The following is a 13320-nucleotide window of genomic DNA, read 5'->3' as shown; positions in this document are numbered from 1 at the left end:
CAAACGACCCTCGATCCCAAGGAGCATCTTCCATGACCGACATCGTCATCGCCGCCGCCAAGCGCACTCCAGTCGGCAGCTTCCTTGGCAGTTTTGCGAGCGTCCCCGCACACGAACTGGGCCGGGTCGCGATCAAGGCCGCGCTGGAACAGGCAGGCGTCAAAGGCGAGGACGTCTCCGAAGTCATCCTGGGTCAGGTGCTGACCGCCGCCCAGGGCCAGAACCCCGCACGTCAGGCGTCGATGGCCGCCGGGATTCCTAAGGAAGTCCCGGCATGGGGCGTCAACCAGGTCTGCGGATCGGGACTGCGCACCGTCGTCCTGGGCATGCAGGCGATTGCGAATGGCGACGCGGCCATCGTCGTCGCTGGTGGTCAGGAATCGATGTCGATGTCCGCCCACGCCCAGTCGATGCGCCCCGGCACCAAGATGGGCGACGTGTCCTTGGTCGATACGATGATCAAGGACGGGCTGACCGACGTGTTCAACGGCTATCATATGGGGATCACGGCGGAAAACCTTGCCGAGCAATATCAGATCGCGCGCACCGAGCAGGACGAATTCGCCGTCGCCTCGCAGAACAAAGCCGAAGCCGCGCGCTCGGCGGGCAAGTTCAAGGACGAGATCGCACCGGTGACGATCAAGGGCCGCAAGGGCGATACCGTCGTCGATCAGGACGAATATATCCGCGCGGGCGCGACCATCGACGGCGTGAACGGCCTGCGCCCCGCCTTCAAGAAGGACGGCACGGTCACCGCCGCCAACGCCAGCGGTCTCAACGACGGTGCGGCTGCATTGGTGCTGATGAGCGCCGACGAGGCAGCGAAGCGCGGGATCAAGCCGCTTGCCACGATCAAAAGCTGGGCCTCGGCGGGCGTCGATCCCTCGATCATGGGCATCGGCCCCGTCCCCGCCTCCAAAAAGGCGCTGGAAAAGGCCGGCTGGACCATCGCCGACCTCGACCTGATCGAAGCCAACGAAGCCTTCGCCGCTCAGGCGCTGGCGGTCGGCAAGGAACTCGGCTGGGACGCGGAGCGCGTCAACGTCAACGGCGGCGCCATCGCCATCGGCCACCCTATCGGCGCCAGCGGCGCGCGCGTACTGACCACGCTGATCTACGAAATGAATCGCCGCGACGCCAAAAAGGGATTGGCGACTCTGTGCATCGGCGGCGGCATGGGAATCGCGGTGTGTGTGGAGCGGGGGTGAGCCAGCGTAATTATATAACTCAACTGGTAGCAATAATATTACTGTTATATAGCCATTTTCAAAGCTAAATTTTTTATCGTGACAAGTATGTGACATTCCAGCCACAGCCGACTGTTAAAATAAGGCTCCGCAGCTGTTCACCTTGCCGGTCACCCCATTTTTAGGCTGTTCTGTCGCTAGACCGGCGTTCCAGCCGGATTGGAAATGGGGCTACTCACATGAAATTTACCAAGTTGCTTTCCGCAACTGCGCTTACCGGCGCGGCGCTAGTTTTTTCAGACACGGCATCGTCGCAGACGGCAGCTTCGCCCACCCCCACCCAAGCAGCGGCTGGCCAAGACGACAGAGACGACGAAGAGCAGATTGATTCTCAGGGTCGGCCGACCGCCGAGGGCGAGATCACGGTTGTTGGGTCGCGCCTCCGCCGCAGCACATTCAATAATGCCGATCCTATTCAGGTCATCACACGCGAGGAATCTACTCAAGCCGGGTTCTCAACGACAGCGGAAGTCTTGCAAAGTGTTGCCGTTACCGGTGGCACATCACAGATCAACAACAGCTTCGGCGGCTTCGTTACTCAGGGGGGGCCGGGCGCGAACACCATTTCGCTGCGCGGCGTCGGCGCGACCCGTACGCTCGCGGTCCTGAACAACCGACGCCTGTCCCCGGCCGGCTCCAGAGGCTCGGTGGGTTCGGTCGATCTCAATGTTATTCCCAACGCAATGATTGAGCGGATCGAAGTATTGAATGCTGGCGCATCGTCCATTTACGGGTCGGATGCTGTCGCAGGTGTTATCAATGTCGTTACGCGGAGCCGCATCAACGGTCTGGAAATGGATGCCCAGGTCAACGTCAACGAGATTGGAGCTGGTAACACTTACCGCATGGCACTTCTGGGGGGGGCGACAGGCGAACGCTTCAACATTTCCGGCAGCGTCGAGTATACTAAACGTGACGCGATTGCGCTGGGCGATGTCGATTTCACGCGGTGTCAAACGACTTACCGCCGGACCAACGCGACTGCAGCGCCGGGTTCGGCCGATTTTATCGATCCCCGCACAGGTCAGCCTAAATGCTATCCGGTCGGCGTTACCGGCGAAAATGGCGTGACGGTGAACACAATCGGTACTCCAGCTTTCAACGGCGGCTTGGTAACTCGTGCGCCCGGTGTCCCCGTGGGATATACCGGCACCTGTGATCGATTCCGTCCACTGGCTGGCGCTGCCGGTGCGGTTCCGGGATATGAATGCGTCGGCGGCGGCACACTCAATCTCAACATCCGCGACACCTTCCCGTCCACACTGCTAAACAGTGATCTAGTATCCCCAACCGAAGTCTACACCGGCTTTGCTCAAGGTGACTACGCGCTCGAAGCGTTGGGAAGTGCGAAGCTGTATTTCGAAGTTCTGGCGACCCGTCGTAAATCGGAGCAAACCGGAAATCGCCAGCTGTCTTATGACCTTCCGTTCGGCAGCCCGCTTATTCCAGCCGAATTGCGGTTTGCCACGCCCTTCCTGCCGACGCAGGCTGGCGGTATCACCGGCACCAATCCAATTGGCATCCGTGGCTTCATCAATTACGGAAACGTCAAGTCGAGCCAAGAAGTCGATTTCGTTCGCGGTGTCATCGGCCTAAGGGGTAATCTCGGCTTTGGTTGGGAATATGACGTCTACGCCATGAAGTCTTGGTCTGACGCCGAATATCTGTCGAACAACATCATCACCAGCCGCATCGCGCAGAGCGTCGACGTAGTGACAACTGCCAACGGCGGCTTTGCCTGCCGGAATCCAATCGGTGGCTGTGTCCCTGGCCCGGTTTTAACCCCCGCAGTCGTGGGTGGCGAACTTCCCCAAGCGTGGCGCAACTTCATCTCCGAAGATAATCGCGGTACGACGAAATATCGCGAAACTGTTTTTTCCGGCTTGATCAACGGGCCCCTCTTCCGCCTACCCGGCGGCAGTGTCCAAGCGGCAGTTGGTTTGGAATATCGCGAGAACAGCATTGACGATACACCGTCGATCGAAAGCCAGACGCAGAACCTATATGGGTTCAGCTCTTCGGCGATCACGCGTGGCAAGGATTCGGTCTTCGAAGCTTTTGGTGAAATCGAAGCACCTATCCTCGCTGATATGCCCTTCGCCTACGCTCTGACCCTGAATGCGTCGGGCCGCTATACCAATTATGAATCGTACGGGAACGACTTCACCTATAAGGTTGGTGCCGTATACTCGCCGATCCGGGAGCTTTCTTTCCGCGGCAGCTATGGAACGTCGTTCCGCGCTCCTGCCCTGTTCGAGCAGTTCTTGGGCGCAACAAGTGGGTTCCTATCGCAAAACGGAGATCCCTGTAACAACTTCGGCGCGCTTGATGCGAGTTCGAACCGTTTCCAGAACTGTCAATCGCTGGGTCTGGTACCTGACTTTCGTGCCACTTCGAGCATCCAAAATAACCAGCGTGGTGGCGCAGAAACCGGCTTGGCGTCCGAAACTTCGCGGACATACACGTTTGGCGCCATTGTTCAGCCTGATTTCGGGTCGCTAGGTCGGCTTTCGCTGGCAGCGGACTATTTCAACCTAGAAGTGAACAACGGAGTCGCTCAGCTCGCCGCAGGAACGATCCTCTCACAGTGCTATGACAGTCCGACTGCGGACTTTACAGCACGGGTCGATACCTGCGCGCTTATCTCGCGCGGGACAACGGCACCCTTTGCGCTGACGGTCACGTCCGGTTTCGTCAATATTTCGACGGTAAATGTCAGCGGTATCGACTTTGTTGGGCGTTACACAGTTCCGGTGGCGGGCGGTCAGTTTCGCTTAGGCGCGAGTGTCACGAAGTTCGAGGACCGCTTCTCACGGACCTTGCCAACCGATCCCATTCGTAATGCGATCGGCAACCTCAACAATCCCGAATGGACTGGATCGTTCGACGCGGGATTCCGCTACGATAGGTTTGATTTCCGTTACGGCGTCGAATGGATCGATGGTACCAAGACCACTGCCGAGTTTTTGGGTACCACCCAGGCAGTCCTCGACACCTACATCTTCGAAGCCGACGATTACTTTATCCATTCCGCTTCGGTTCGGTATACTGGTGAAAACTTCGGCCTGACCGTTGGTGTTCGTAACCTCAACAATCAGGAATTGCCGCAGATCTCTTCAGGGTCATATAACCGGGTGGGCAATGTCCCGCTTTACAGCGGGTACGATTACAGCGGTCGGACCTTCTTCGTGAACGTCACCAGCCGTTTCTGATCGCGATCTTCTTCAAACTGATCAAGGCTCCTCCCTTTTGGGAGGAGCCTTTTTCTTTGAAGCGTCAGAGCCATTCGACCTAAAGGCGGGGATCCCCCTGCCCAGCTACCCCCAGCGACGATCGAACCTCTCGCCTAGCCCTGTCAGCAGTTCGTACTGCGAGAGTTCGGATCGCGCCGATCCAGTGCGCAGGTCGTAATCCACGCTGACCCAGTCGCCCTCCGCAACCGTCGGCATGGCACTCACATCCACGATCAGCAAATCCATCGACACGCGCCCGCGCACAGGCAGCGCAACATCGCCGACGCGCGCGCTTCCCACGTTCGAAAACCCGCGTAGATAGCCATCCGCATAGCCGATGTTGAGCACCGCGAGTTCGGCGTCGCCGGGCGCGGTCCAGCTGGCGTTATAGCCGACGACGTCGCCTGCATGGACCCGGCGGCGCTGGATCACCTGTGCCTCGGGAAACACGACCTGGCGGATGCGCCCTTCGGCCGCGGCACAGGGCACGCCGCCATAAAGCGCCAGACCGGGCCGCGTCAGGTCGAACGCATAGTCGTGACCGAGCAGGATGCCGGCGCTGTTCGCCAGGCTGTAGCGGCGCGCGCGGACGCGGTCGCGGGCCAGCCCGAAACGGTTAAGCTGCAACCGGTTAAGCGCATGCGCTTCGTCGGCGCAGGCCAGGTGGCTCATCAGCGTGTCGATCTCCAGCCCGTCGAGCAGACCCGAGCGTGCTTCCTCAATGCTCAGCCCCAGCCGGTTCATGCCGGTATCGATCATAACATCGCAAACGCCGCCCCCCGCTTCGCGCCAGCGCTGGACCTGGCGCGCGGTGTTCAGAACCGACCGCGCGATGCCGCTTTTGGCGAGGCCCATATCCTCGGAACGGACGCCGTGCAGCACGCTGACGGGGACACCAAGGTCGGCGATCGCCTTCGCCTCTGCCCAGTTCGATACGAAGAAGTCGCAGCATCCCGCCGCCGCCAGCCGGGTGACGACGCCGCGCGCACCAAGCCCGTATCCGTCGGCCTTTACCGCCGCACCGCACGCCGCTTCGCCACTCGCATCCGCCAGCGTCCGCCAATTGGCGACGAGCGCGTCCCCGTCGAGGCGCAGGCGGAGCGGAGCGGGCGGCAGATAGGTCACATTCGCCCGCTACCCGATCCCGCTTGCGCTGAGTAGTCGGTTCAACGCATCGTCCTATCGCCTCACGGCATGACTATCCGTCGAGATTGGGGCGCAGCCAGCGTTCGGTGGTCGCCAGATCGACGCCGCGCCTCTCCGCATATTCCTCCACCTGATCGCGGCCCACCCGCGCGACGCCGAAATATTCGCTGTCGGGATGGCCGAAATAGAAGCCCGACACCGCCGCCGTCGGCAGCATGGCGAAGCTCTCGGTCAGCGAGATGCCGGTCGCGTGATGCGCGTCGAGCAGGTCGAACAGGATCGGCTTCAGGCTGTGGTCGGGGCACGCCGGATAGCCGGGCGCGGGACGGATGCCGCGATATTGCTCGCGGATCAGCGCGTCATTGGTCAGTTGCTCGCCCTCGGCATAGCCCCACAATGTGGTGCGGACATGCTGGTGAAGGCGTTCGGCAAAGGCCTCGGCAAAGCGATCGGCCAGCGCCTTCAACAGGATGTCCGAATAATCGTCGATCCCCGCCTTGAATCGCGCGAGATGTGGTTCGATGCCGTGGATCGAAACGGCAAAGCCGCCGATCCAGTCGCCCTGACGGTCGATGAAATCGGCCAGGCACATATTGGCACGGCCTTCACGCTTCTGGATTTGCTGGCGGAGGAAGGGGATGCGAATGTGTTCGTAATTCCCGTCGCGTCCGCGCACATCGAGATCGTGGCGCTGCTCGTCGTTCAGATCGCAATCGTACGCAGGGTCGCGGCCCTGACGAGGCTCGGCCTCGCGATCGATATGGACGATCACATCGTCACCTTCGCGCCGGCACGGCCATAGCCCGACGACACCACGCGCCGTCAGCCATTTCTCGGTCACGATCCGGTCGAGCATTTTCTGCGCGTCGGCGAACAGCGACCGCGCGCTTTCGCCCACCACCTCGTCGTCGAGAATCGCGGGATAATTGCCCGCCAGTTCCCAGGCACGGAAGAAGGGCGTCCAGTCGATATAGTCGCGCAGTTCGGCCAAATCCCAGTCGCGATAGACACGCACGCCCGGTTCGTTCGGCATCGGCGGCTTCTGCGCCATGTTCGCCTCGAACGCATTGTCGCGCGCGGTCTCCAGCGGCACCAGCGCGCTCTGTCCCTTGTTGGCGCGGGCCACGCGGACGGCTTCGTATTCGTCGGCGATCTTCGCGACATAATCGTCGCGGATGGTGTCGGAGACGAGCGTCGTCGCCACCCCCACCGCGCGGCTCGCGTCGAGGACATGGACAACGGGTGCGTCATAGGCAGGCGAGATGCGCAGCGCGGTATGGACCTTCGACGTGGTCGCGCCGCCGATCAGCAACGGCATGGTCATTCCGGCGCGCTTCATCTCTTCGGCCACCGTTACCATTTCGTCGAGGCTCGGCGTGATGAGGCCCGACAGGCCGATCATGTCGGCGTCATTCTCGTTGGCGGCTTCCAGGATTTTCGACCACGGCACCATCACGCCCAGATCGACGACCTCGAAGCCGTTGCACTGGAGCACGACGCCGACGATGTTCTTGCCGATGTCGTGGACGTCGCCCTTGACCGTCGCCATGATGATCCTGCCCTTGCCCTTCGCGCCCGGCTCCTTCGCCGCTTCGATATAGGGGAGCAGGTGTGCCACGGCCTTTTTCATGACGCGCGCCGATTTGACGACCTGGGGCAGGAACATCTTGCCGCTGCCGAACAGGTCGCCCACCACGTTCATCCCGTCCATCAACGGGCCTTCGATCACCTCGATCGGCTTGGCGAATTGCAGCCGCGCTTCCTCGGTATCGTCGACGACATGCGCGTCGATGCCCTTGACCAGCGCATGTTCGAGGCGGCGTGCGACCGGCCAGCCGCGCCATTCCTCGGCGGCCTTTTCCGCGACCGCATCGGTGCCGCGATATTTCTCGGCAAGTTCGACCAGTCGTTCGCCCGCCTCGGGGTCGCGGTTGAGGATGACGTCCTCGCACGCCTGCCGCAATTCGGGGTCGATCGTGTCATACACGTCCAACTGACCGGCATTGACGATCGCCATGTCGAGCCCGGCGGGGATCGCGTGATAGAGGAAGACCGAATGCATCGCGCGGCGCACCGGCTCGTTGCCACGGAACGAAAAGGACAGGTTCGACAACCCGCCCGAGAAATGGACGTGCGGACAGCGTGCCTTGATCTCCTTCACCGCCTCGATGAAATCGACGCCGTAATTATTGTGCTCCTCGATTCCCGTCGCGACCGCGAAGACATTGGGGTCGAAGATGATGTCTTCGGGCGGAAAGCCGATGCCGGTCAGCAGTTTGTAGGCGCGTTCGCAAATCTCGATCTTGCGCTCTTTCGTGTCCGCCTGACCCACCTCGTCGAACGCCATCACGACAACCGCCGCGCCGTACGCCATGCATTTGCGGGCCTGTGCGAGGAACGGTTCCTCGCCTTCCTTCATGCTGATCGAATTGACGATCGGCTTGCCCGATACGCATTTCAGGCCCGCCTCGATCACGTCCCATTTCGACGAATCGATCATCACCGGCACCCGCGCAATGTCGGGTTCGGCGGCGATCAGTTTCAGGAAGGTCGTCATCGCGTGATGCGCGTCGAGCAGCCCTTCGTCCATGTTGACGTCGATCACCTGCGCGCCGTTTTCGACCTGCTGACGCGCGACCTCGACCGCTGCGGCATAGTCGTCGGCCATTACGAGCTTTTTGAAGCGCGCCGAGCCGGTGACGTTGGTGCGTTCGCCGATATTGACGAAATTGGTGGAGGAGGGAGTGGTCATCGCTTCTTTCAAATCCGTCACCCCAGCGAACGCTGGGGTCTGGTGCCGCAAAGGGCACGCTCTATCACCGGGAGACCCCAGCCTTCGCTGGGGTGACGTGGCCCGATCACGCCGCCATCGTGAACGGCTCCAGCCCTGCCAGTCGCGTCTGCACGGGCGGCGCGGGGAGCGCGCGGGGGGCGAGCCCCTTCACCGCATCGGCAATCGCCCGAATATGCGCCGGGGTCGATCCGCAACATCCGCCGAGGATATTGACCTGGCCCTGATCCGCCCATTCGCGAACCAGCCCGGCGGTCGTCTGCGGCGCTTCGTCATACTCACCCAATTCGTTGGGCAGCCCGGCATTGGGATAGACCATGATGAGGGTATCGCAGATCGCCGCCAGCGTCTTGACATGCGGGCGCAACTGTTCCGCTCCGAACGAGCAATTGAGTCCGATCGTCACCGGCTTCGCGTGGCGCACCGCGTGCCAGAACGCCTCGACCGTATGGCCCGACAGGTTGCGTCCCGACAGGTCGGTCAGCGTCATCGACAGCATGATCGGCACGTCGCGAGCGCGCGCTTCGCCCGCTTCCAGCACCGCCATGATTCCGGCCTTGGCGTTCAGCGTGTCGAACACCGTTTCGATCAGGATCATGTCCGCACCGCCCTCGAGCAAGGCGTCGGTCTGTTCGCGGTACACGTCCTTCAGATAATCGAAGTCGATCTCGCGAAAGCCGGGATCGTTGACGTCGGGGCTGAGCGACAGCGTCTTGTTGGTCGGGCCGATCGCGCCTGCCACGAAACGCGGGCGGCCGTCGCGTTCGGCAAACTCGTCGGCGATCCCGCGCGCCAGCTTTGCGCTTTCATAGTTGATTTCGCGCACCAGCCCTTCGGCGCCGTAATCGGCCTGGCTGATCCGGTTCGCGGAAAAGGTGTTGGTCTCGGCAATATCCGCTCCCGCCTCGAAATAGGCGCGGTGGATCGCGCCGGGGACCTCCGGTTTTGTCAGCGCCAGAATGTCGTTGTTGCCCTTTTGGTCGTGGCCCAGCGTCAGATGCCCGGCATAGTCGCTCTCGGACAGTTTCCAGTTCTGGATCTCGGTCCCGAATGCGCCATCGATGACGAGGATGCGCTTTTCGGCCTCGGCGAGCAGGGTCTGGCGAGTGTCGTTCATGATTAGCATCCGTTCGTTTCGAGCGAAGTCGAGAAACGCTGACATAACGCTCAGCTCCGTTTCTCGACTTCGCTCGAAAAAACGGACCGGGGGGTTACAGTGTGATTAGGCGGCCACCTGCCCGACCGAGGCTTTCGCCCGCAGGCCCAACAAGTGACAGATCGCGAAACTCAACTCCGCACGGTTTAGCGTATAGAAATGCAGGTCGCGCACGCCGCCGGCATAGAGCTTGCGGCACATCTCCGCCGCGATCGTCGCGGCGACCAAGGATCGCGCGCCGGGATGGTCGTCCAGCCCTTCGAACAGCCGGTCCATCCAGGCCGGGATTTCCGCGCCGCACAGCCCGGCGAACTTGCGCGTCTGCGCGACGTTCGACACCGGCAGGATGCCCGGCACGATGTCGGCCGAAATCCCCGCCGCCGCCGCCGCATCGCGAAACCGGAAAAACGCTTCGGGCGTGAAGAAGAACTGGGTGATGGCGCGGGTCGCGCCCGCGTCGATCTTGCGCTTCAGATTATCGATGTCGGACGCCTGATCGACCGAATCCGGGTGGCATTCGGGATAGGCCGCGACCGAGATTTCGAACGGGTGCAGCCGCTTCAGTCCCGCGGTCAGTTCGGCGGCATTGGCATAGCCATCGGGATGCGGCACGAACCGTTCGCCCATCGTCGGCGGATCGCCGCGCAGCGCCACGATATGCCGCACGCCCGCGGCCCAATATTCCTCCGCCACCGCGTCGATCTCGTCGCGCGACGCCTCGACACAGGTCAGGTGCGCGGCAGGCGCCAGGCTGGTTTCGCGCGCGATCCTCGCGACCGTGGCATGGGTGCGCTCGCGCGTCGAACCGCCCGCGCCATAGGTGACCGAGACGAATTTCGGCCCCAGCGGCTCAAGCGTCTTGACCGCTTCCCACAGCGTTTCTTCCATCTTCGGCGTCTTGGGCGGAAAGAATTCGAAGCTGACCGCGACGTCGCCCGCAATGTCGGCGAACAACGGCGCGTCCAGCGCGCGGCGCGCCTCTTCCATCTGATTCAACGAAATGCTCATGCCGCCTTCACCTTCACGCCCTGCCCGCCCGTTTTGCGACCGAGCCATAATTTCACGGTCAACTCGCCGCCCTCCAGCGTTTCGGTGCGAACCGGCGACAGGCCCGCTTGCGCGAACCAAGCCAAAATCTGTTCGTCCGAAAAGCCCAGGCGCGCATGCGCGTCCTGGGTGCGCAGTTCCTCGCGCTGATGCGGCGCGAAATCGGCGATCAGCAGCCGCCCGCCCTCACCCAGCACGCGCGCCGCCTCATCGATCGCCGCGTCGGGCGCCTGCGCGAAATGGAGGACGTGATGGACGATCGCCAGGTCCGCCGCCCCATCCTCGATCGGCAGGGCATAGAGGTCAGCCTGACGCAACTCTGCCTTGTCGAGCCCGCGTTCGGACAGCTTGGCGCGCGCCAGCCGCAACATTTCCGACGACCGGTCGATGCCGATCGCGGCGTCGGCATGGGGGCCGAACAGCTCCAGCATACGCCCGGTCCCGGTGCCGATATCGACCAGCCGCGCGACCGGCGCATCGCCCAGTACCGCTGCCATCGCCGCCTCGACCTCGCTCTCGGCGATGTGGAGCGACCGGATCGCGTCCCACTGCCCGGCATTCGCCTCGAACCACTGCGCCGCCGCAGCCGCGCGATCCGCCCGCACCGCCGCCAGCCGCGCGGTGTCGGCGCGGGTCCAGTGATCCGCCCCGCCGTCCCACGCATCGATCGTCGCCAGTGCGGATTCCGCGCCCGCGCCCGACCGCAGCGCCACGAAGACCCAGCTGCCTTCCTTGCGGCGCTCGGCAAGCCCCGCGTCGCACAGAATTTTCACATGGCGGCTGACGCGTGGCTGGCTCTGCCCCAGCACCTGCGCGAGTTCGCCGACCGACAATTCCATCCGCCGGAGCAGCGCGACGATGCGCAGTCGGGTCGGATCGGCAAGCGCGCGGAAGAGATCGAGGGCATCGGCCATGAGTGGCATATAAAGAAATCTTTATATGGGGTCAATCGACAGGGTGCCCTCTGTGCCCCGAAAGAATGGAACCGAAACGTTCCGTCACAGTTTTGCCATGTTCTTGCACCGGGCGTAACGAGCGCCTAGCGTCTGCAAGTCGCGCGTCGTTGGAGGCAGTCCGAACCGCGCGCGCCACGAGTTTTGATGAGAAGGATTTCGTTATGAAAAAGGCATTCATCCTCGCGACCACCGCCGCCGCCGCACTCGGCCTTGCCGCCTGCTCGGACAATGCCCAGCAGGAATCGGCCGAAGCCGCCAACGCAATCGCTGCCGACACCCAAGCGACGATGGGCGAGGCTGCCGACGATCTGGAAGCGGCAACCGATTCGGCGCTGGGATCGGCGGAACGGGGTCTCGACCAGGCTGGCCAGTCGATCGAAAACGGTGCGGACGCAACCGGCCGCGCGATCGGCAACACCACCGCGGCTGCCGGACGCGAAATGGAGGAAGCCGGGAACGACATGGCGCGTTAACGGCGCGTCGGTCTTCGGAACCGATATCGAAAGGGCCGCGTTCGGGATGCCGGACGCGGCCTTTTTTGCGTGATGGGGGAATGCGGCGATGCGAGTGACGATCCTGCCGATGGCGCTGCTGATGCTGACAGCCTGCGGCGGCACGACCGAAACACCCGGCGGCGTTTCCGCCGACGAGGCAGCGGCGCTCAACGACGCGGCGGTGATGCTCGACACCAACAGCGTGTCGGCGGACGCGATCGAGACCAACCAGGATGATGCGAAATGATGCGACAACGCGCGCTGGGCGCCTCCGGCCTGACCATTACCCCGCTGGTTCTCGGCGGAAATGTATTCGGCTTTACCGCCGATCGCGCGGCCAGCTTCGCCGTGCTCGACGCCTTCGTCGATCGCGGCGGCACGATGATCGACACGGCCGACGTCTATTCGGCCTGGGTGGCGGGCCATGTCGGCGGCGAATCCGAAACCATGATCGGCGAATGGCTGCGCACATCGGGCAAGCGCGACCAGGTGCTGATCGCGACCAAGGTCGGAATGATGCCGGGCGGTTTGAAGCCCGACGTGATCGAACGCGCGGTCGAGGGATCGCTGAGGCGGCTCGGCACCGACCGGATCGACCTGTATTTCGCGCACAAGGATGATGCGGATACGCCGCTCGACGATGTGCTGGCGGCCTTTGCGCGGCTGCTGGATGCGGGCAAGATCCGCAGCATCGGCGCCTCCAATTACTCGGCGATGCGGCTGAAGGCCGCGCTCGACGCGTCGAAGGCGGCGGGCCTTCCGCATTATACGGTGCTCCAGCCCGAATATAATCTGGTCAGCCGTCACGGATTCGAAGGCGAATTGCAGGACTTGGCGATCACCCACAATATCGGCGTCGTGCCTTATTACGGGCTGGCATCGGGCTTCCTGACCGGCAAATACCGGTCGCGCGACGATCTGGGCAAAAGCGTGCGCGGCGATACGGTCGCCAAATATCTGGACGGGAAGGGAGCGGCCGTGCTGGCCGAAATGGACCGCGTCGCGTCCGAAACCGGCGCCACCCTTGCCCAGATCGCACTTGCCTGGCTCGCCGCGCAGGATGGCGTCACGGCCCCGATCGCCAGCGCCACGTCGGTCGCGCAGATGGAGGAACTGATGGGGTTTCTCGATATCGACCTGACCCGCGATCAACTCGATCGGCTGACCGTGGCGGGGGTCTGAGAAGCGGCGCTGGTTCGCTCAGGCCCAAGGCTACGGATCAAGCCCCCATTCATCCGCGTTATCCTATC

General features: G+C 62.7%; 10 protein-coding genes. 5 read left to right on the top strand and 5 right to left on the bottom strand.

The features are described from left to right. Nucleotides 1-32: 32 nt before the first annotated feature. Nucleotides 33-1208, top strand: a complete 1176-nt coding sequence (locus ACX0GZ_RS07975; protein ID WP_458815124.1) for an acetyl-CoA C-acetyltransferase — start codon at nt 33-35, stop codon at nt 1206-1208. Between the two features lie 218 nt (nt 1209-1426). Next, complete coding sequence (locus ACX0GZ_RS07970) at nt 1427-4459, top strand: TonB-dependent receptor plug domain-containing protein (RefSeq protein WP_458815122.1); 3033 nt, start codon at nt 1427-1429, stop codon at nt 4457-4459. Between the two features lie 105 nt (nt 4460-4564). On the opposite strand, the gene ACX0GZ_RS07965 is transcribed toward ACX0GZ_RS07970, so the two are convergent. The 5 genes from ACX0GZ_RS07965 to ACX0GZ_RS07945 all read right to left on the bottom strand — a co-directional run bounded on the left by ACX0GZ_RS07965 (nt 4565) and on the right by ACX0GZ_RS07945 (nt 11534). Then, entirely contained in the window at nt 4565-5596 is a 1032-nt protein-coding gene (locus ACX0GZ_RS07965; RefSeq protein WP_458815282.1) for an alanine racemase, read from the bottom strand. 82 nt (nt 5597-5678) lie between these two features. Further along, nucleotides 5679-8378, bottom strand: a complete 2700-nt coding sequence (metH, locus tag ACX0GZ_RS07960; RefSeq protein ID WP_458815120.1) for a methionine synthase — start codon at nt 8376-8378, stop codon at nt 5679-5681. A gap of 106 nt (nt 8379-8484) precedes the next feature. Beyond that, complete coding sequence (locus tag ACX0GZ_RS07955) at nt 8485-9534, bottom strand: homocysteine S-methyltransferase family protein (RefSeq protein ID WP_458815118.1); 1050 nt, start codon at nt 9532-9534, stop codon at nt 8485-8487. A gap of 105 nt (nt 9535-9639) precedes the next feature. Continuing rightward, on the bottom strand, nt 9640-10581 hold the full coding sequence (metF, locus tag ACX0GZ_RS07950) for a methylenetetrahydrofolate reductase [NAD(P)H] (protein ID WP_458815116.1): 942 nt from the start codon (nt 10579-10581) through the stop codon (nt 9640-9642). After that, nucleotides 10578-11534 (bottom strand): ArsR/SmtB family transcription factor, encoded by a 957-nt coding sequence (locus tag ACX0GZ_RS07945; RefSeq protein WP_458815114.1) that lies wholly within the window; start codon nt 11532-11534, stop codon nt 10578-10580. The genes metF and ACX0GZ_RS07945 overlap by 4 nt, the downstream gene beginning before the upstream one ends. Before the next feature lie 203 nt (nt 11535-11737). Between ACX0GZ_RS07945 and ACX0GZ_RS07940 the strand changes: the two genes are divergently transcribed. The 3 genes from ACX0GZ_RS07940 (at nt 11738) to ACX0GZ_RS07930 (ending at nt 13252) form a co-directional block, all read left to right on the top strand. Beyond that, nucleotides 11738-12049, top strand: coding sequence for a hypothetical protein (locus ACX0GZ_RS07940; protein WP_458815112.1), 312 nt, complete (start codon nt 11738-11740; stop codon nt 12047-12049). Between the two features lie 88 nt (nt 12050-12137). After that, nucleotides 12138-12317: a hypothetical protein gene (locus ACX0GZ_RS07935; protein ID WP_458815110.1), complete on the top strand. Its 180-nt coding sequence runs from the start codon at nt 12138-12140 to the stop codon at nt 12315-12317. Further along, a complete protein-coding gene (locus ACX0GZ_RS07930; protein WP_458815108.1) occupies nt 12314-13252 on the top strand; it encodes an aldo/keto reductase in 939 nt (312 codons plus the stop codon). The genes ACX0GZ_RS07935 and ACX0GZ_RS07930 overlap by 4 nt, the downstream gene beginning before the upstream one ends. The last annotated feature ends 68 nt before the right edge of the window (nt 13253-13320 follow it).

This window comes from Sphingomonas aestuarii (assembly GCF_054457155.1).
This window is presented reverse-complemented; position numbering and strand designations above follow the sequence as displayed.

Coding starts and splice junctions, on each gene's coding strand:
- ACX0GZ_RS07975 (WP_458815124.1), top strand. CDS start 33: ATGACCGACATCGTCATCGCCGCCGCCAAGCGCACTCCAGTCGGCAGC.
- ACX0GZ_RS07970 (WP_458815122.1), top strand. CDS start 1,427: ATGAAATTTACCAAGTTGCTTTCCGCAACTGCGCTTACCGGCGCGGCG.
- metH (WP_458815120.1), bottom strand. CDS start 8,378: ATGACCACTCCCTCCTCCACCAATTTCGTCAATATCGGCGAACGCACC.
- ACX0GZ_RS07955 (WP_458815118.1), bottom strand. CDS start 9,534: ATGAACGACACTCGCCAGACCCTGCTCGCCGAGGCCGAAAAGCGCATC.
- metF (WP_458815116.1), bottom strand. CDS start 10,581: ATGAGCATTTCGTTGAATCAGATGGAAGAGGCGCGCCGCGCGCTGGAC.
- ACX0GZ_RS07945 (WP_458815114.1), bottom strand. CDS start 11,534: ATGGCCGATGCCCTCGATCTCTTCCGCGCGCTTGCCGATCCGACCCGA.
- ACX0GZ_RS07940 (WP_458815112.1), top strand. CDS start 11,738: ATGAAAAAGGCATTCATCCTCGCGACCACCGCCGCCGCCGCACTCGGC.
- ACX0GZ_RS07935 (WP_458815110.1), top strand. CDS start 12,138: ATGCGAGTGACGATCCTGCCGATGGCGCTGCTGATGCTGACAGCCTGC.
- ACX0GZ_RS07930 (WP_458815108.1), top strand. CDS start 12,314: ATGATGCGACAACGCGCGCTGGGCGCCTCCGGCCTGACCATTACCCCG.